Here is an 18,109-nt window from a genome sequence, read left to right on the forward strand (position 1 = left end):
CTCGCCGTCCGAGGACGGCGAGCCCTTCCGTACGTACCGCAGGGGCCGGGCCCGGGTGCGGTCAGGTCGTTCCGACGAAGACCACGAGCAGCAGCCACACCACCGGCGCGGTGGGGAGCAGCGAGTCGAGCCGGTCCATGATCCCGCCGTGTCCGGGGAGCAGCGTGCCCATGTCCTTGATGCCGAGGTCCCGCTTGATCATCGACTCGCCGAGGTCGCCGAGCGTCGCGCTCGCCGCCACCGCGAGACCGAGGAGCAGCCCCTGCCACCAGGTCCCGTCGTCGATCATGAACTGCATGCAGAGCGCGCCCGCCGCCATCGCGAAGGTGACCGCGCCGAGCAGCCCTTCGCGGGTCTTTCCGGGGCTGATGCGCGGCGCCAGCTTGTGCTTCCCGAAGCGCCAGCCGATCGCGTACGCCCCGGTGTCGCTGACCACGGTCAGCACCAGGAACGTCAGCACGCGCCACGGCCCGTCGTCGGCGGTGAGCATGAGCGCCACGAACGTCGCGAGGAACGGGACGTAGAACGCCGCGAAGATGCCCGCCGTGACGTCCTTCAGATAGCCCTCGGGGGGCTCCGTCATCCGCCACACGAGCACGGCGAGGGCGGTCAGGGCCATCGCGACCCAGGCCCCCTCGACGCCGCGGACGTACCCGGCCACGATCATCGCCGCCCCGCCGACGGCGAGCGGGACGAGCGGCGCCTTGATGCCCTTGCGCTCCTGGAGGCGGGAGGTGAGCTCCCAGAGGCCGACGACGACGGCGACCGCTATGACGCCGACGAACGCGGCCTTCCAGATGAACAGCGACGCGATGATGACGGCGCCGAGCGCGACCCCGACCCCTATGGCCGCGCCCAGGTCCCGCCCCGCACTCTTCTTCTGCGGGCCGGCGGGCTGGGGCGGGCTGGACATGGGCTCCTGCGGGTGCTCGTGCGGCATCTCGTCACGGAACGGGGGACCGCTCCGCGGAGCGGCCCCCCGATCATGATCGTCCTGGTGGTCGCCGGCGGGGACGTCGGGAACGATGGGCATGGGCCGAGTCTGCGCCGCCCTCACTCCATCGTATGCGGGACCCGCCGGGGCAGGTCCCTGGGCGGGCCCCCAGAAGCCGGCTGCGGCCGGGGCCCCCCAGGAAGAGTCGTTCATCAGACCTCGAGGAGCTCGGCTTCCTTGTGCTTGAGCAGCTCGTCCACCTGCGTGACGTACTTCGCGGTGGTGTCGTCGAGCTCCTTCTCGCCGCGACGGCCCTCGTCCTCGCCGACCTCGCCGTCCTTGACCAGCTTGTCGATGGTCTCCTTGGCCTTGCGGCGGACGGAGCGGATGGAGATCTTCGAGTCCTCGGCCTTGCCCTTGGCGACCTTGATGTACTCGCGGCGGCGCTCCTCGGTGAGCTCGGGGAACACCACACGGATGATGTTGCCGTCGTTGCTCGGGTTGACGCCGAGGTCCGAGTCGCGGATCGCCTGCTCGATGTTGCGCAGCGCGGTCTTGTCGAACGGGGTCACCACGGCCATGCGCGGCTCCGGCACCGAGAAGGACGCCAGCTGGTTGATGGGCGTGAGGGCACCGTAGTAGTCCGCCACGATCTTGTTGAACATCGCCGGGTGCGCACGGCCGGTGCGGATCGCGGCGAAGTCCTCCTTGGCGACCACGACGGCCTTCTCCATCTTCTCCTCGGCCTCGAGGAGGGTCTCTTCGATCACCAGTTGCTCCTGCGTGTCGTCGCGTCTTTGTCCTGCACGGTGTACGACCGGCAGGGCTCTGTCCATCCCCTCGCGGGGCGGTGCCCGGTTCGAGCCGAGGCTCAGGCCCGGGTGCCCTGGTCGCTCACGAGAGTGCCGATCTTCTCACCCTTGACCGCGCGCGCGATATTGCCCTCGGCGAGCAGTTCGAAGACGAGGATCGGGAGGGTGTTGTCACGGCACAAGGTGATGGCGGTGGCGTCGGCGACCTTCAGGTCGCGGGAGAGCACCTCGCCGTACTCCAGCGCGTCGAACTTGACCGCGTCGGGGTTGGTCTTCGGGTCGGAGTCGTAGACCCCGTCCACGCCGTTCTTGCCCATGAGCAGGGCCTCGGCGTCGATCTCCAGGGCACGCTGAGCGGCCGTGGTGTCGGTGGAGAAGTACGGCATGCCCATGCCGGCACCGAAGATGACCACGCGGCCCTTCTCCAGGTGCCGCACGGCGCGCAGCGGGATGTACGGCTCCGCGACCTGGCCCATGGTGATGGCCGTCTGGACACGGGAGTCGATGCCCTCCTTCTCCAGGAAGTCCTGGAGGGCGAGGCAGTTCATGACCGTGCCGAGCATGCCCATGTAGTCGGAGCGCGCCCGGTCCATGCCGCGTACCTGCAGCTCGGCGCCGCGGAAGAAGTTCCCGCCGCCGATCACGACCGCGATCTCGGCGCCGTCGCGGACGACGGCGGCGATCTCGCGCGCGATTTTGTGCACGACGTCGGGATCGACGCCGAGTGCGCCGCCGCCGGCGAACGCCTCACCGGACAGCTTCAGCATGAAGCGGCCGGCCTTTTTGCCGTGGATGTCGTCGCCCTGTGCGGCGCCCTGGTTCATGGAGATCTCCTCGTGCACATACGACGAAGGCCATTGCCGGTGGGTCCTCGCGGTTTCCCCTACGGCAATGGCCTCCTCGTCAGATCTGCGGTCGTCCTACGCGAACGCGGACGACTGCTTCAGACCCTACCGGGGTCCGGTGTCCGTTGCGTACGGACTCAGATGCCGACCTTGATGCGCGAGAAGCGCTTCAGGGTGACGCCGGCCTCGTCCAGCACCTGCTGGACGGACTTCTTGTTGTCCAGCGCGTACGGCTGGCCGAGGAGCGTGGCGTCCTTGAAGAAGCCGTTCACGCGACCCTCGACGATCTTCGGGAGCGCGGCCTCGGGCTTGCCCTCGGCGCGGGTGGTCTCCTCGGCGACGCGACGCTCGGTCTCGACGACCTCGGCCGGAACGTCCTCACGGGTGAGGTACTTCGGCGCGAAGGCGGCGATGTGCTGCGCGACACCCTTGGCGATCTCGGCGTTCTCCTTGTCGAACTCGACGAGAACACCGATCTGCGGGGGCAGGTCGGGCATGGTGCGGTGCATGTACGCCGACACGAAGCCGTCGGAGAACTGCGCGAAGCGGTCGAGGACGATCTTCTCGCCGAGGTTGGCGTTGGCCTCGTCGACGTACGCCTGGACCGTCTTGCCGGCCTCGATCTCGGAGGCGAGCAGCGCCTCGAGGTCGGCCGGGGAGGTGGCGGCGACGTGCGCGGCGAGCGCGGCGGCGACGGCCTGGAACTTGTCACCCTTGGCGACGAAGTCCGTCTCGCACTTCAGCTCGACGAGGACACCGGAGGTGTTGTCGTCGGCGATCAGGGAGACCACGGCACCGTTCTCGGCCGAACGGCCCTCGCGCTTGGCGACGCCCTTCTGACCCTTGATGCGCAGCGCCTCGACGGCCTTGTCGACGTTGCCGTCGGCCTCGTCCAGCGCCTTCTTGCAGTCCATCATGCCGGCGCCGGTGAGCTCACGGAGCTTCTTGACGTCAGCGGCGGTGTAGTTCGCCATGAGTCTGAGTTTCTCTCTCGAAGTCTGAAAGATCTACGGGTGGACGGCGGGGGCAACGAGCGCCCCCGCCGTCTTCATCCGATGTCCGAAACAACCGGACCCGTGAGGGTCGGGCCGTCGCTTCAGGCCTGCTCGGCCTCGGCGGCCGGAGCCTCGGCCTCGGCGGCGGGCGCCTCGGTCTCGGCGGCCGGGGCCTCGGCGGCGGGCGCCTCGGTCTCGGCGGCGGCCTCGGTCTCGGCGGGCTTCTCGGCCTCGTCGGCCTTCTTCTCGCCCTCGAGCAGGTCGCGCTCCCACTCGGCGAGCGGCTCGCCGGCGGCCTTCTCGCCCGGCTTCGAGTCACCGGTCGCGGCACCGGAACGGGCGATGAGGCCCTCGGCGACGGCGTCGGCGATCACGCGGGTGAGCAGGGTGACGGAGCGGATCGCGTCGTCGTTGCCCGGGATCTTGTAGTCGACCTCGTCGGGGTCGCAGTTGGTGTCGAGGATCGCGACGACCGGGATGTGGAGCTTGCGCGCCTCACCGACGGCGATGTGCTCCTTCTTGGTGTCGACGATCCAGACGGCGCTCGGCACCTTCTGCATCTCGCGGATACCACCGAGGGTCTTCTCCAGCTTGGCCTTCTCGCGCGAGAGGACCAGGAGCTCCTTCTTGGTGAGACCCGAGGCGGCGACGTCCTCGAAGTCGATCTGCTCGAGCTCCTTGAGGCGCTGCAGACGCTTGTAGACGGTGGAGAAGTTGGTGAGCATGCCACCGAGCCAACGCTGGTTGACGTACGGCATGCCGACACGCGTCGCCTGCTCGGCGATGGCCTCCTGGGCCTGCTTCTTCGTACCGACGAACATGATGGAGCCGCCGTGCGCGACGGTCTCCTTGACGAACTCGTAGGCGCGGTCGATGTACGACAGCGACTGGAGCAGGTCGATGATGTAGATGCCGTTGCGCTCGGTGAAGATGAAGCGCTTCATCTTCGGGTTCCAGCGACGGGTCTGGTGACCGAAGTGGACGCCGCTCTCCAGCAGCTCCCGCATCGTGACGACGGCCATGGCCGTATCTCCTTGGTTTTCTCGGTTATGTCCTGACGCCCCGACGCGCCGTGCCACAAGGGACCGAAAAGGCGCTGCCACGACCGGTGAGGGTGATGGCGGGGCGTGCGAAGTCGACCCGGTGACCCGGATCGCCATAGGAAGTGTACGGGACCCGGGGGCCACCGGGTGACGGCGCTGTCCACAACCGGCCCGTCGTCCACAGACCACGCCCATGACCGGCACAGCCGCGTGATCTGCGGAAGCGTGACCCCCATGCACCTGACGACCCTGCTCCTCGCCCTCACCCTGGCCTGGCCCGTCGGCCCGCCTCCGCCCGAGATCGTCCGCGACTGGGATCCGCCCGCCGGACCGTACGCCCCCGGCCACCGCGGCCTCGACCTCGCCGCCGAACCCGGCACCACCGTCCACGCGACCGCGGCCGGCGTGATCACCTTCGCGGGCCCCGTCGGCGGCCGCGGCGTCCTCACCCTCACCCTGCCTGGCACGGGCACCCCGCCCCTGCGCACCACCTACGAACCGGTGACCCCGCTCGTCCCCGTCGGCACCCACGTCACCCGCGGCCAACCGATCGCCACCCTCACCGTTCCCGCCCGCACGACACCCCACTGCCCACGCTCCTGCCTCCACTGGGGCCTCCTGCGCGGCGACACCTACCTCAACCCCTTACGCCTGCTCCACCCCGGCCCGAGCCGCCTGCTCCCGGTGACAGGAGTCCCCTAGCCACGGGCGCAGAACGACGGCCGTAGCGGGGCGGGGGCCGGGGGGGGAGGGAGGGGGGCGGGGGGGGAGGGGGCGGGGGGGGTCAGCCCCCGACGCCGCGCAGGGCCATGGAGACCGCCGCCTCGGCGATCCGGTCCGGCTCCTCGGCCGCTCCGAGTTCGATCCGGCGCACGGCGGCGTCCACGACGCCCTGGAGGAGCATCGCGCCCAGGCGGGGCTGTTCCTGGCCGAGCTGTCCGAGGGCTTCGACGATCATGGCGACGAGGCCGCCGTGGGCGGCGCGGATCTTCTCGCGGGCCCCGTCGTCCAGCTCGCTCGCGGAGATCGCGACGACCGCCCGGTGCCGGCGATCGCCGACCAGCTCCAGCTGCTTGCGGACGTACGCCTCGACCTTGCCCTCGGGCGTCTCGGCCCGGGCCATCGCCGCTTCGACCTCGGCGGCCCAGAGGGGGAAGTCGGCGGCGCACAGCTCTTCGACCACGGCCGCGCGGGAGCGGAAGTACTCGTACACCGAGGAGCGGGCGAGGCCCGTGCGCTCGGCGAGGGCGGGGAAGGTCAACGCCTCCGTACCGCCTTCGGACAGCAGGGATCGCGCGGCGTCCAGCAGGGCGCCGCGCTGCATCGTCCGGTGCTCGGCCACCGAGGCCGCTCGAATCCTGGGCACGGCTCCACTGTACGACCGGCTCCGCGGCGTCAGCGTCCTACATCGGCCAGCTTGGCGCGCAGCTGGAGGACGGACTTGGTGTGGATCTGACTGACCCGGCTCTCGGTGACGCCGAGGACGTGCCCGATCTCGGCGAGGGTGAGGCCTTCGTAGTAGTAGAGGGTGACGACCGTCTTCTCCCGCTCGGGGAGGGTGTTGATGGCCCGGGCCAGCAGCCTGCGCAGCTCGCGGTCCTCGGCGATTTCGACGGGGTTGTCGGCGGCGGTGTCCTCGAGCGTGTCCATGATCGACAGTCGGTCGCCGCCCTCGCCGCCGGCGTGGAGGAGCTCTTCGAGCGCGACGACGTTCGCGAGGGACAACTGGCTGAAAACCGCGTGCAGTTCCTCCAGGCCGATGTCCATCTCGGCGGCGACCTCGGTCTCGGTGGGGGTCCGCCGCAGCTGGGCTTCGAGGGTGGCGTAGGCCCGCTCGACGTTGCGCGCCTTCTGGCGGACGGAGCGGGGGATCCAGTCCAGGGCGCGCAGCTCGTCGATCATCGCGCCGCGGATGCGGGTGATGGCGTACGTCTCGAACTTGATGGACCGTTCGACGTCGAACTTCTCGATGGCGTCGATGAGGCCGAAGACGCCGGAGGAGACGAAGTCGGCCTGTTCCACGTTGGACGGCAGGCCCACGCTGACGCGGCCGGCGACGTACTTGACGAGCGGGGAGTAGTGGAGGATCAGCTGCTCCCGCAGCCGCTCGTCGCCGGTGTCCTTGTACGACCGCCACAGCTCGTCGAGCGATGTCGGTGCGGGCGGTCGCACGGTGCCCCGGGCTGCTGGGGGCACCGCAGCGCGGTCAGACCCGGAGGTGTGCTGGGGCATGCGTTGCCTTGAGCCGTTCTGCTGTGGGGTGGGTCGGGAAGCGTGGCCGGTAAGGAATCCTGGTGAGCGTAGCGTGACTGGGATGTCGCGGTGCGCGAACATCGGTGGTTCGCGCCGGTCGGGGTGGGCGGGGTCGGCCACATCTTCGAAACCCGGCGGCATGTCTTCGGACCCGTGCGGTGGCGCGTGCCGGCCCCTCGGGTGTGGCCGGAAGGAGTCCCTCGTTCATCCGCCTCACCTTTTCACCCGAATGCTCCGGGTCAAGGACCGCCTCGCCGCGCGTTCGACCCTTCGGCGTGCCTGTTCGTCAACTGCCAGTTGCCTCCGTTCCGTTCGACGTAGCCCAGGGAGTGGAGTTCGTACAGCCGGGCGAGGGTGTCGTCGGGGGCGGTGCCGGCGCGTCCGGCGATCTCGGTCAGGGGGGTGGGGTGGCGGGCGGGGAGGGCTTCGAGGACGCGGGCGGTGTCGGCGGCGAGGAGGTCGCGGGGAAGGACGGGTCCGCGGCGGGCGGGGGCGAGCTGGCCCATGTCGCCGACGAGTTCGACGACCTCGGCGGCGTCGGTGACCAGGGTGGCTTCACCGCGGAGGAGTTCGTGGACTCCGGCGGAGAGGCCGCTGGTGACGGGGCCGGGGATGCCCATGGTGTGGCGGCCGAGGCGTTGGGCGTGGCGGGCGGTGACGAGGGAGCCGCTGCGGTATTCGGCTTCGATGACGACGGTGCCCCGGGTGAGGGCGGCGATGACGCGGTTGCGCAGGATGAAGCGGCTGGGGGTGGGGTGGGCGCCGGGGGGTAGTTCGCCGAGGACGAGGCCTTGTTCGGCGATGCGGCTGAGAAGACGGGCGTGTCCTCGGGGGTAGGGGACGTCGGCTCCGCAGGCGAGGACGGCGACGGTGGCGCCCTGGACGGCGAGGGCGCCGCGGTGGGCGGCGCCGTCGATGCCGAAGGCGGCGCCGGAGACGACGACCCAGCCGCGTTCTGCGAGGTCGGAGGCGAGGGTGGTGGCGGTGTGGGCGCCGTAGGGGGTGCAGGCGCGGGCGCCGACGAGGGCGACGGAGCGCAGCGCCCAGGTGCGCAGGTCGGCGGGGCCGCGGAGCCAGAGGCCGAGGGGGCGGGCGTCGCCGAGGTCGTCGAGTTGGCGGGGCCATTCGGTGTCGCCGGGGATGACGAACCGTCCGCCGTGCTGGGTGATGGCGTCGAGGTCCCGCTCGGGGTCGGCTTGGGCGGCGCGGCGGCGCCAGCTGTCGACCCGTTTCGCGCCGGTCCCGGGGAACGGGGTGCCGGGGGCGTCGGGCGCGGTCGGGGCGTCGGTGCCGGGGAGGGTGGCCGTCGTGGTGCCGTTTCCTTCGGGCCCCGGCCCTGGTCCGTCGCCCCGGCCGAGCCCCTCCCCCGCGCCGTGGTCCGGGGCACGGTCCTTGTCCTGGTCTTGGTCCCTGGGGTGTCCCTTGTCGTGGTCCGGGTCGGTGAGGCGGTGGAGGAAGCCGGTGGCTCCGTACTGCCGGAGCCAGCGGCCGGCGTGTTCGTCGCCGGGTTCGACGACGCGGGTGAGGGCGGCGCGGGCGAGGCGCTCGTGGTCCGGGGTCATGGTCGGTCTCCGCTTCCCACGGGCACGCCGCGGGCGATGCCGGTGCGCAGTTCCAGGGCGAGGTCGACGTCGTGGGCGTCGGGGCGGTCGCGTCCGGCGAGGTCGGCGACGGTCCAGGCGACGCGGAGGACCCGGTCAAGGCCGCGGGCGGTGAGCATGCCGCGTTCGATGTCGCGTTCGGCGGCAGCGAGGGCGCCGGGGACGAGGGTGTAACGGGTGCGTAGTTCGTGTCCGGGGATTTCGCTGTTGACGGTCCAGGGGGTGTCGGCGAGGCGGGCGGCGGCGCGGTCGCGGGCTTCGCGGACCCGGTCGGCGACGGCGGCGGTGGGTTCGCCGCGGCCGCCTTGGGCGAGGAGGTCGGAGCGGGTGACGGGTTCGGCTTGGACGCGGAGGTCGACGCGGTCGAGGAGGGGGCCGGAGAGGCGGGCTTGGTAGCGGCGGATCAGGGAGGCGGGGCATTCGCATCCGGCGCCGTGGAGGGTGTGGCGTCCGCAGGGGCAGGGGTTGGCGGCGAGGGTGAGGAGGAAGCGGGCGGGGAGGCGTACGACTCCGGCGGCGCGGGCGACGACGACGTGTCCGGATTCGAGGGGCTGGCGGAGTGCGTCGAGGGCTTTGCCGGAGAACTCGGGGGCTTCGTCGAGGAAGAGGACGCCTCGGTGGGCGAGGGAGACGGCGCCGGGGCGTGGGAGTCCGTTGCCGCCGCCGACGAGGGATTGCATGGTGGCGGAGTGGTGGGGTGCGCAGTAGGGGGCGCGGCGGACGAGGGGTTCGCCCGGGGGGAGGATGCCGGCGACGGAGTGGACGGCGGTGACTTCGAGGGATTCCTTGCGGGTGAGGGGCGGGAGGATGCCGGGGAGCCGTTCGGCGAGCATGGTCTTGCCGGCGCCGGGTGGTCCGGAGAGGAGCAGATGGTGGCTGCCGGCGGCGGCGACCTCGAGGGCTCGGCGGGCGCCGTGCTGTCCGGCGACGTCGGCGAGGTCGGGTCCGTCGGTGGGGTCGGCGGCGAGGCCGGTGCCGACGCCGGCGCCGGGGACGAGGAGTCCGGCCAGCATGGCGTCGGGGCGGCCTGCCTCGGGGGGTTCCTCGTCGGGGACGGGTTCGTCGGTGAGGAGGGCGATGAGCTGGCGGAGGGTGCGGATGCCGAGGACGGAGACGCCGGGGACGAGTGCGGCTTCGCCGGCGGTCTGTTCGGGGACGACGACTTGGGTGTAGCCGGCTTCGGCGGCGGCGAGGACGGCGGGCAGGACGCCGCGCACGGGGCGGACGCGTCCGTCGAGTCCGAGTTCTCCGACGAGGACGAGGTCGGCGATGACCCGGGGGTCGATGCGTTCGGCGGCGCCGAGGACGGCGGCGGCGACGGCCAGGTCGAATCCGCTTCCGCCTTTGGGGACGGAGGCGGGGCTGAGTCCGACGGTGAGCTTTTTCTGGGGCCATTCGGCGCCGGAGTTGACGATGGCGGCCCTGACGCGGTCGCGGCTCTCGGTGAGGCTCTTGTCGGGGAGGCCGACGAGGGTGAAGGCGGCGACTCCTGGTTCGAGGTCGGCCTGGACCTCGACGACGACGCCTTCCACGCCGACGAGGGCGACGGAGCAGGTGCGGGCGAATCCCATCAGGCCACCCCGCGGGCGTGGGTGAGGCGAGGTGCGCCGCGGCGGGGCAGGAGGACGCCGATGAGGTCGATGCGGATGCCGCCGTCGGGCGGTGGGGTGCCGTGGCGGTCGAGCCAGCAAGCGGCGAGGCGTTTGAGGCGGTCGGCTTTGGTGGGGGTGACGGCGGCCATGGGGTGTTCGTAGGCCCCGTCGCGACGGGTCTTGACCTCGCAGATGACGACGGTGTCGCCGTCCTGGGCGACGATGTCGATCTCTCCGGTCCGCCCGCAGCGCCAGTTCCTGGCGAGGACGGTCATGCCGGTCTGGGTAAGTCGGCGGACGGCGAGTTCCTCTCCGTACCGTCCGAGGGCTTTCGTGGCGTTCATCGGTACCACCTCCGGCACCGACTGTGTCGCCTGGCGACCCTCCGTGCCGGGGGCTGGGGAGGGGCGGCGGTCTGTGGATAACTCCGTCACCCGTGCGGGTGGTGCGGCGCCGCCCCGCCGCTCCACGGCCTCGCCCCGCCGCTCCACGGCCTCGGCCCCGGCCACCGGCCCCCCCGGCCGCCGATCATCGGCACCCGCCGATCACCAGCGCTCGCCTTTCCCCGGCGCCCGCCCGTCTCGCGGGGGCGGTTCAGCTCCCCGGAAGCTCCAGGTCGCTCTTGTTGAGCTCCTCGATGTTCACGTCCTTGAACGTGAGGACGCGGACCTGCTTCACGAATCTGGCCGGCCGGTACATGTCCCAGACCCAGGCGTCGGCCATGGAGACCTCGAAGAAGACTTCTCCCTGGACCGAGTGCACCTGCATCTCGTAGTCGTTGGTGAGGTAGAACCGCCGCTCGGTCTCGATCACATATTTGAACAGGCCGACGACGTCGCGGTACTCCCGGTAGAGCTTCAGCTCCATCTCGGTCTCGTACTTCTCGAGGTCCTCGGCGCTCATGGCATGTTCCCCTTCAGCCGTGCGTCCCCCCATTGTGCGCCAGCCATTCGCACCCCTAGACGATTTCCGGGGCGAGAACCACCGGGGCACTCGGAGGTCCCTCGTCGAGCAGCGTGTGGAGCAGCTCGGCGAGTCTGGTCGGGTACACCGTCTCACGCGCTGCCGACAGTTCGGCGGAGGTCCACCACCTCAGCCCCGCGACGCTGCGCTCCTCCAGCTCGGTGAGGCCTCGGGGTGAGGTCGCGGTCTGGGTGGTTCGTGCCAGGTAGTACCACTCGTCCTGGTCCCAGCGCCGGCCGTCGAAGGGGAAGGAGCAGATCCGCTGCCAGACGACGGGGCCGAGGTCGACGTCGGTGATGCCGGTCTCCTCGGCCAGTTCGCGCAGGGCGGCCTCCGCGTGGGACTCGTCGCCTTCCAGGCCGCCGCCGGGCGTGAACCACCAGGTCTGTTCGGGGGCGTCGGGCTCGTAGCCGTGGAGGAGGAGGATGCGGTCGTCGGGGTCGAGGAGGACGACCCGGGCGACCCGCCGCAGGTCGGGGTCCCGTACGTCCTCGGGGAGGGCGGTGCCGTCCGCGAGGCCGCCGCCGGCCCCCGACGGGGCCCCCTGGGCCGCGTCCGTGCGCTCGATGCCGTCCGTCATACGCCCACCGTGTCCTTCCGAGGCCGTGCGGTCGTGCGTCGTGCGAGTGGGCCGTACGCCGCTCCGGCCAGGACCAGTACACACCCGCCGACGATCGCGTAGAAGAGGGGCCTGACGGGGCCGGGCCGGGAAACGCCGCCGGGGAGTTCCGCGAAGGGTGCGGGGCGTTCCAGGACGCCGTCCAGGGGCCAGGCGATGGCGTCGACCCTGGCGGTGACCGCGCTGCGCGGGACGGAGCCCTGTCCGGCTTCCTGGAGGTGGACGCGGGAGTCCAGGGAGTTGTGCCGTTCGTCGCCGAGGAGGAAGAGGCTGTCCTCGGGGACGGTGGCGGAGAACTTCTGTCCCGAGGCCGGGTAGCCGGGGAGCAGATACGGTTCCTCGATCGGTTCGCCGTTGATGGTGATCCGTCCGCCGGCGCCGCAGCAGGCGATCGTGTCGCCGCCGATGCCGACGACCCGCTTGACCATGGGCATGTCGCCCCAGAGGGGGTCGTTGAAGACGACGATGTCGCCCCGGCGCACCTCGTCGCCGTCGATCCGCTGGGCGAGGACGCGGGAGCCGACCTGGAGGGTGGGGGTCATCGAGTCGCTGGGCACGGTGTACGGCTGGTAGAGGACGGCTCCCCAGGCGAAGCCGCCGAGGAAGAGCACACAGCCGACGGCCACGACGAGTCCCGACAGCACGCTGCCGAGACGGCCGCGGCCGTCTTCCGTACGTATGGTCCCGCTCATCCCAGCGCTCCCCACCTCGAAGGTCGGTTCGACGATCTGGGACGGCACCCTACCCGGGGGGTGCTACTCGGCGGTACGGCGAGCCGTGAGCCGCTTCCGGCGCCACAGCACCAGCGGCAGCGCGCCGACGAGTCCGATCGCGGCCGGGGCCGCCGCGGCGTCCGCGGCCGGTGCCGGGGTCGGGGCGTCCGGGGTGGTGCCGAGGGCCTTGTCGAGGCCGGGCTGGTCGAAGGTGGCCGGCACGGGGAGGGTCGCCCAGCGGGTCAGCGGCCAGGCGACGACGATGGCGCGTCCGACGACCTGGTCGTTGGAGACGGTGCCGCCGCCGGGAAGCTCCTGGTGGAAGCGTGAGTCCAGGCTGTTCTGGCGGTTGTCGCCCATGACCCAGATGCTGCCCTGGGGCACGTGGATCGGTCCGAAGGACTTCTCGCAGGGCACGGAGCCCGGGTAGAGGTACGCGGTCTCGTCCAGCTCCTTGCCGTTGAGGACGACCTTGCCGCCCTCCTTGCAGGAGACGGTGTCGCCGCCGACGGCGAGGACGCGCTTGATGAGGTCCTTCTCCTCCGCGGACGGCATGAGTCCGATGAAGCTGAGGAACTTCTGCACCACGTTGGGATCGGTGGCGGGCTGGTCCTCCAGCCAGCCGCCGGGGTCGTGGAAGACGACGACCTCGCCGCGCTCCGGCTCCGAGCCGAACCACGGGGTCAGCTTGTCCACCAAGACGCGGTCACCCTTCTGCAGGGTGTTGAGCATCGATTCGGAGGGGATGGAGAACGCCTGGACCAGGAAGGTCTTGATCAGCAGCGCGAGGACGAGCGCGATGCCGATCAGCAGGGGCAGTTCCTTCCAGAAGGAACGCGGCTTCTTCGCGCCCCCTCCGCGCTCCCCGGTGTCGTCCGAGGGGGAGGCATCCCCGGGGTCGGCGTCCCGGCGGTCCGCGGAGTCATCCGTCATGGCGACCGACGACTCCCCGAGCCTCTCCGGCCGCTTGTCGGGCTCGTCGTGTCCGGATCGTGCCCCGACGGCCAAATCCCCCACATCCACTCCTCAGTCCGTGCGATCGCCCGTCCCGGAACAGGGACAGGCCCACCACTCCCATAACGAGCGGGAGTTCCGCAGGGGTCGGGAGCCAGGGCAATCCGTTCAGATTCCGCGAGGACACACTATGCGACACACCGAGCGCGGTCGTGGATCCCGCGGGCCGGTCGGGGACGGCGGCGAAGGTCTCCGGTTCCTCCAGCCGTCGCCAGTGCCCGACGGGCCAGGCGATGACGACGGCCCGCCCCACCACCTCTTCCTCGGAGATCGTCCCCTGGTCCTTCTCGCTGAGGTGGAAGCGGGAGTCGGCGGAATCCGACCGGTGGTCGCCCAGGACGAAGATCCGTCCGGCCGGGACCCGCACCTTGAAGGGGATGGTCGACGGCGCGTTCCCGGGGTGCAGATACGGCTCGTCGAGGGGTACGCCGTTGACGGTGATCCGGCCGTCCTTGCCGCAGCACTCGACCGTGTCGCCGCCGACCGCGACGACCCGCTTGATCAGGTCCTGCTCGTCGGCGGAGGGCAGCAGTCCGATGAAGGTCAGGGCCTGTTTGACCTGCTTGACGCCGACGGGGTCGTCGGCGGTCGGCGCGGCGTCGTCCTGGAGCCAGTTGCCGGGGTCCCGGAAGACGACGACGTCGCCGCGCTGCGGCTTGGATCCGAACCAGGGCGTGAGCTTGTCCACCAGGACGCGGTCGTCGATCCGGATCGTCTGCTCCATCGAGCCGGAGGGAATGACGAACGCCTGGACGAGGAAGGTCTTCAGGACGAGGGCGATGAGCAGGGCGACCGTGATCAGGAGGGGGATCTCCTTGACGGCGGAGCGCTGTCTGCGGCGCTTGACCTTGCGGGCCAGCCTGCGCCGCTCGGCCCGGCCGGGCATGGGGCGGCCCGCGCCGTCGGTGGGGCGGGTGCCGGTGGGCAGCCGGGCGTCGCCGCGCTGCCCGGGCGGCCTGCCCCGGTTACCCATGGCCACCGGCCGGCGCGGGTACGGCGTCGAAGGCGCCGCTCTCCGGCACCTCCGACCAGCGTCCGAACGGCCAGCCGATCCAGTCGGCGCGCCCGATCACCCGGCCGACGGGCACCATGCCGCCGCCGGGCTGCCCGAGGTGGTCGCGGGAGTCGCTGGACTGGCTGCGGTGGTCGCCCATCACCCACAGGGTCCCCTGCGGGACGACGATGTCGAACGGCACCTTCGAGGGCGCGTCGCCGAGCATCACGTACCGCTCCTCGACCCGTACGCCGTTGATGGTGAGGCGGCCGTCCTTGTCGCAGCAGACGACGCGGTCGCCGCCCACGCCCACCACCCGCTTGACGAAGTCGGTCTCGGCGGGCTCGGCGAGACCGAGGGCGGCGCCGGCGTCGCGCAGCAGGCCGGTGACGGGGTTCTGTTCGGGGGCTTCCTGGAGGAAGGAGCCGGTGCCGTCGAAGACGACGACGTCGCCGCGGCGCGGCTCGCCGCCGAAACGGTACGCCAGCTTGTTGACGAGGATGCGGTCGCCGACCTGGAGGGTCGGTTCCATGGATCTGCTGGGGATCAGGAAGGGCTGCAGGACGAAGTGGCTGAGCAGCAGGACGAAGACGACGCAGAGGCCGCCGACGATTCCCGTCCGCCGCCAGGACAGGCCGGCGCCGCGGCCGTCCGGCTCCCCCGCGTCCGCCGCGGAACCTGCCGTGGCGAAGCGCTCCTCCCCCGTGACGTCCCCGATCGGCGTCTCCACGTCCCCGCTCCGCGTCTCCGCGCCTCTCCCGCTCCCCGCGGAGTCCGTGCTCCGCGTCTCCGCGCCTGCGGCGTCCCCCGCGGCATGGCCCGCCGCGGGCTCCGGCGACCGGCCGGCGGAGCGGGCGTGGCCGCTCCGTGTCCGCTGCTCCGGGCCGTCGGCGGCGCCGTTCTCCACCCTGTCCCCCGGCATACGCGCGGAGCGCAGCCGCTCCTCCGTCTCGGAGGAGCGGCTGCGCTCCGTGTGCTGTGCTTCGGTGTCCATCGGGGGCAGAGCCTATCCGGCCGCCCTGTGCGTCAGTGTTCCGAAGCTCCGCGCGAACGGTGAGCCGAGGCTCAGTTGTCGCGCTTCTCCTTGATCTTGGCAGCCTTGCCGCGCAGCTCACGGAGGTAGTAGAGCTTGGCGCGACGGACGTCACCGCGGCTGACGAGCTCGATCTTCTCGAAGATCGGGCTGTTCACCGGGAAGGTGCGCTCGACGCCGACGGAGAACGAGACCTTGCGGACCGTGAAGGTCTCGCTGACGCCCGAGCCCTGGCGGCGGATGACGACGCCCTTGAACTGCTGGATACGGGAGCGGTTGCCTTCGATGACGCGCACGTGGACGTTCACGGTGTCGCCGGGGCGGAAGGCGGGGAGGTCGGTGCGGATCGAACCCGCGGTGACCGAGTCGAGCAGGGAGGCCATGGAGGTCTCTTTCCTCGCTGATGCCACAGGTCATCAGCGGTACGTTCGAAGTGAATGGAGCGCCGTCGCGCCGGGCGGGCGTCGTTCCCCCTGTGGCAGGGGCGCACGCCGGGCAGACAGCAGCGGCCTATTCTTCCACGCCGCTGGGCCTGCGCCAAAATCGGCCGCCGGGCTCGGGGGCCCAGCCCATCATCGAGAGGATCTCCCGGTCCTTCTTGTCGAAGAGGGACGGGTCGCAGCGCTCGATCAGGTCGGGGCGGTGGGCCGCCGTACGCCGGAACGCCTCGTCGCGCCGCCAGCGCGCGATCTTTCCGTGGTGTCCACTGACGAGGACGTCGGGGATGCCGTGGCCGCGCCACTGCGGGGGCTTGGTGTAGACGGGGCCTTCGAGGAGGTTGGCCATGGCGCCGGGGGCGAAGGAGTCGTCGCGGTGGGACTCGGCGTTGCCGAGGACTCCGGGCAGCAGGCGGGCGACGGCCTCGGTGACGACGAGGACGGCGGCCTCGCCGCCGGCCAGGACGTAGTCGCCGATGGAGACTTCGTAGACCGGCATGCGGGTGGCGTACTCGTCCATGACCCGGCGGTCGATGCCTTCGTAGCGGGCGGGCGTGAAGATCAGCCAGGGCCGCTCGGAGAGTTCGACGGCCAGTTCCTGGGTGAAGGGGCGGCCGCTGGGGGTGGGGACGACCATGACCGGGCCGTGGGCGCCCGCCTCGAAGCCGTCGGCGAGGGTCTGGTCCAGGGCCTCGCCCCAGGGCTCGGTCTTCATGACCATGCCCGGGCCGCCGCCGTAGGGGGTGTCGTCGACGGTGTTGTGCCGGTCGTGGGTCCAGGCGCGCAGGTCGTGCACGTGGACGTCGAGCTGTCCACGCGCGCGGGCCTTGCCGACGAGGGAGACGTTCAGGGGGTCGAGGTACTCGGGGAAGATCGTGACGACGTCGAGCCTCATGCGTCGCCGTCCCCGGAGGCGTCCTCGTCCCGGGTGGAGACGATCTCGGCGCGGTCGTCGATGAGGCCGGGCGGCGGGTCGATGACGGCGCGCTGCCGCTCCAGGTCGATCTCGGTGACGATCTCCTCGACGAAGGGGATCATCAGCTCGACGCCGTCCGGCCGCTCGACGATGAAGAGGTCCTGGGACGGCAGGTGGGAGATCTCGGTGATCCGGCCGATCTCGGTGCCGTCGGCGAGTACGACGTCCAGGTCCATGAGCTGGTGGTCGTAGTACTCGTCGTCCTCCTCCGGCGTCTCGTCGGGGTCGATGTCGGCGATGAGCAGGATGTTGCGCAGGGCCTCGGCGCCGTTGCGGTCGCGGACGCCCTCGAAGCGGAGGAGCAGCCGTCCGCTGTGGACGCGGCCGGTCTCGATGGTCAGCGGACCGGCGGAGGCCGGGTCGGTGGCCAGGACGGCTCCGGGGGCGAGCCTGAGCTCGGGCTCGTCGGTACGCACCTCGACGGTGACTTCGCCCTTGATCCCGTGGGCGCGGCCGATCCGCGCGACTACCAGCTGCACGACGTACACACTCTCCTGTCGGACGACGACGGGCCGGGGTGGGCGTCATGCCCTCCCCGGCCCGTTGCCGGCGCATCTTCTGTGGAACGGTCGACTGTTGTCAGTGGACCTGATCCACGTCGACGAGGTCGACGCGGATGCCACGGCCGCCGATGGCGCCCACGACGGTACGCAGCGCACGCGCGGTGCGGCCGTTACGGCCGATCACCTTGCCGAGGTCGTCCGGGTGGACCCGGACTTCCAGGACGCGGCCACGGCGCAGGGTGCGCGAGGCGACCTGCACGTCGTCGGGGTTGTCGACAATGCCCTTCACGAGGTGCTCGAGAGCCTCCTCGAGCATGCTCAGGCCTCGGTCGACTCGGTGGACGCGGCCTCGGCCTCGTCCGCCTTCTTGTCGGCCTTCTTCGCCTTCGGGGTGATGGCCTCACCCTTGGCGTCGTCGCCCTCGAGGGTCTTGGCGAACACGTCGAAGGAGGCGCGCTTGTCCTCCTTGGTCGCCGGCTGCAGCAGCGGCGCGGGGGCCGGGAGGCCCTTGTGCTTCTGCCAGTCGCCGGTGAGCTTCAGGATGGCGAGGACCGGCTCGGTCGGCTGGGCGCCGACGGACAGCCAGTACTGCGCACGCTCGGAGTCGACCTCGATCTTCGACGGGTTGTACGTCGGGTGGTACAGACCGATCTCCTCGATCGCACGACCGTCCCGGCGGGTGCGGGAGTCGGCGACGACGATGCGGTAGTGCGGCTGGCGAATCTTGCCGAGGCGCTTGAGCTTGATCTTGACTGCCACTGGAGTGGTGTCTCCTGGTCTTG

The 18,109-nt window shown here is 71.1% G+C and carries 22 protein-coding genes; 1 reads left to right on the plus strand and 21 read right to left on the minus strand.

What is annotated here, in order from left to right; all coding sequences use genetic code 11:
* Positions 1–61 precede the first annotated feature (61 nt).
* The 5 genes from ACZ6RC_RS29640 to rpsB form a co-directional block, all read right to left on the minus strand.
* Positions 62–1,147, minus strand: coding sequence for a phosphatidate cytidylyltransferase (locus ACZ6RC_RS29640; protein ID WP_469588997.1), 1,086 nt, complete (start codon positions 1,145–1,147; stop codon positions 62–64).
* Entirely contained in the window at positions 1,147–1,704 is a 558-nt protein-coding gene (gene frr, locus ACZ6RC_RS29645; RefSeq protein ID WP_391138801.1) for a ribosome recycling factor, read from the minus strand. Before frr ends, ACZ6RC_RS29640 begins: the two co-directional genes overlap by 1 nt.
* 101 nt (positions 1,705–1,805) lie before the next feature.
* On the minus strand, positions 1,806–2,570 hold the full coding sequence (pyrH, locus tag ACZ6RC_RS29650) for a UMP kinase (protein WP_147979912.1): 765 nt from the start codon (positions 2,568–2,570) through the stop codon (positions 1,806–1,808).
* Between the two features lie 158 nt (positions 2,571–2,728).
* Positions 2,729–3,565 (minus strand): translation elongation factor Ts, encoded by an 837-nt coding sequence (gene tsf / locus ACZ6RC_RS29655; RefSeq protein WP_391138804.1) that lies wholly within the window; start codon positions 3,563–3,565, stop codon positions 2,729–2,731.
* A gap of 122 nt (positions 3,566–3,687) precedes the next feature.
* On the minus strand, positions 3,688–4,608 hold the full coding sequence (gene rpsB / locus ACZ6RC_RS29660; protein WP_391138806.1) for a 30S ribosomal protein S2: 921 nt from the start codon (positions 4,606–4,608) through the stop codon (positions 3,688–3,690).
* A 255-nt stretch (positions 4,609–4,863) separates the two neighbouring features.
* Here rpsB and ACZ6RC_RS29665 point away from each other — a divergent pair, with 255 nt between their 5' ends.
* Entirely contained in the window at positions 4,864–5,331 is a 468-nt protein-coding gene (locus tag ACZ6RC_RS29665; protein WP_469589000.1) for a M23 family metallopeptidase, read from the plus strand.
* A gap of 82 nt (positions 5,332–5,413) precedes the next feature.
* On the opposite strand, the gene ACZ6RC_RS29670 is transcribed toward ACZ6RC_RS29665, so the two are convergent.
* The 16 genes from ACZ6RC_RS29670 to rpsP form a co-directional block, all read right to left on the minus strand.
* Positions 5,414–5,971 (minus strand): TetR/AcrR family transcriptional regulator, encoded by a 558-nt coding sequence (locus ACZ6RC_RS29670; RefSeq protein WP_453618678.1) that lies wholly within the window; start codon positions 5,969–5,971, stop codon positions 5,414–5,416.
* Positions 5,972–6,024: 53 nt separating this feature from the next.
* Positions 6,025–6,861: an RNA polymerase sigma factor WhiG gene (gene whiG, locus ACZ6RC_RS29675; protein WP_391138810.1), complete on the minus strand. Its 837-nt coding sequence runs from the start codon at positions 6,859–6,861 to the stop codon at positions 6,025–6,027.
* A gap of 260 nt (positions 6,862–7,121) precedes the next feature.
* Complete coding sequence (gene dprA, locus ACZ6RC_RS29680) at positions 7,122–8,444, minus strand: DNA-processing protein DprA (RefSeq protein WP_469589003.1); 1,323 nt, start codon at positions 8,442–8,444, stop codon at positions 7,122–7,124.
* Positions 8,441–10,054 carry a YifB family Mg chelatase-like AAA ATPase gene (locus ACZ6RC_RS29685; RefSeq protein ID WP_469589007.1) on the minus strand — a complete coding sequence of 538 codons (1,614 nt, stop codon included), beginning with the start codon at positions 10,052–10,054 and terminating at the stop codon, positions 8,441–8,443. The genes dprA and ACZ6RC_RS29685 overlap by 4 nt, the downstream gene beginning before the upstream one ends.
* Positions 10,054–10,419, minus strand: a complete 366-nt coding sequence (locus ACZ6RC_RS29690) for a YraN family protein (RefSeq protein WP_391138816.1) — start codon at positions 10,417–10,419, stop codon at positions 10,054–10,056. Before ACZ6RC_RS29690 ends, ACZ6RC_RS29685 begins: the two co-directional genes overlap by 1 nt.
* A 250-nt stretch (positions 10,420–10,669) precedes the next feature.
* Positions 10,670–10,978, minus strand: a complete 309-nt coding sequence (locus ACZ6RC_RS29695) for a DUF2469 domain-containing protein (protein ID WP_005311352.1) — start codon at positions 10,976–10,978, stop codon at positions 10,670–10,672.
* 55 nt (positions 10,979–11,033) lie between these two features.
* The gene (locus tag ACZ6RC_RS29700) at positions 11,034–11,618 is read right to left on the minus strand and encodes an NUDIX hydrolase (RefSeq protein ID WP_469589009.1); all 585 of its coding nucleotides are present in this window, start codon (positions 11,616–11,618) and stop codon (positions 11,034–11,036) included.
* The gene (gene lepB / locus ACZ6RC_RS29705; RefSeq protein ID WP_469589012.1) at positions 11,615–12,349 is read right to left on the minus strand and encodes a signal peptidase I; all 735 of its coding nucleotides are present in this window, start codon (positions 12,347–12,349) and stop codon (positions 11,615–11,617) included. Before lepB (ACZ6RC_RS29705) ends, ACZ6RC_RS29700 begins: the two co-directional genes overlap by 4 nt.
* A gap of 63 nt (positions 12,350–12,412) precedes the next feature.
* Positions 12,413–13,378 (minus strand): signal peptidase I, encoded by a 966-nt coding sequence (gene lepB / locus ACZ6RC_RS29710; protein ID WP_469589252.1) that lies wholly within the window; start codon positions 13,376–13,378, stop codon positions 12,413–12,415.
* Complete coding sequence (gene lepB, locus ACZ6RC_RS29715) at positions 13,293–14,357, minus strand: signal peptidase I (protein WP_469589256.1); 1,065 nt, start codon at positions 14,355–14,357, stop codon at positions 13,293–13,295. Before lepB (ACZ6RC_RS29715) ends, lepB (ACZ6RC_RS29710) begins: the two co-directional genes overlap by 86 nt.
* Positions 14,350–15,012: a signal peptidase I gene (lepB, locus tag ACZ6RC_RS29720; RefSeq protein WP_469589259.1), complete on the minus strand. Its 663-nt coding sequence runs from the start codon at positions 15,010–15,012 to the stop codon at positions 14,350–14,352. Before lepB (ACZ6RC_RS29720) ends, lepB (ACZ6RC_RS29715) begins: the two co-directional genes overlap by 8 nt.
* Before the next feature lie 431 nt (positions 15,013–15,443).
* The gene (gene rplS, locus ACZ6RC_RS29725; protein ID WP_215066458.1) at positions 15,444–15,794 is read right to left on the minus strand and encodes a 50S ribosomal protein L19; all 351 of its coding nucleotides are present in this window, start codon (positions 15,792–15,794) and stop codon (positions 15,444–15,446) included.
* Between the two features lie 127 nt (positions 15,795–15,921).
* Positions 15,922–16,743, minus strand: a complete 822-nt coding sequence (gene trmD / locus ACZ6RC_RS29730; RefSeq protein ID WP_469589016.1) for a tRNA (guanosine(37)-N1)-methyltransferase TrmD — start codon at positions 16,741–16,743, stop codon at positions 15,922–15,924.
* A complete protein-coding gene (gene rimM, locus ACZ6RC_RS29735; RefSeq protein ID WP_391138825.1) occupies positions 16,740–17,303 on the minus strand; it encodes a ribosome maturation factor RimM in 564 nt (187 codons plus the stop codon). The genes trmD and rimM overlap by 4 nt, the downstream gene beginning before the upstream one ends.
* Positions 17,304–17,403: 100 nt before the next feature.
* Positions 17,404–17,643 carry an RNA-binding protein gene (locus tag ACZ6RC_RS29740; RefSeq protein WP_033266910.1) on the minus strand — a complete coding sequence of 80 codons (240 nt, stop codon included), beginning with the start codon at positions 17,641–17,643 and terminating at the stop codon, positions 17,404–17,406.
* Positions 17,644–17,645: 2 nt separating this feature from the next.
* Positions 17,646–18,086 carry a 30S ribosomal protein S16 gene (rpsP, locus tag ACZ6RC_RS29745; protein ID WP_391138828.1) on the minus strand — a complete coding sequence of 147 codons (441 nt, stop codon included), beginning with the start codon at positions 18,084–18,086 and terminating at the stop codon, positions 17,646–17,648.
* Positions 18,087–18,109: the final 23 nt, after the last annotated feature.

The organism is Streptomyces sp. NPDC048353, from assembly GCF_055587165.1.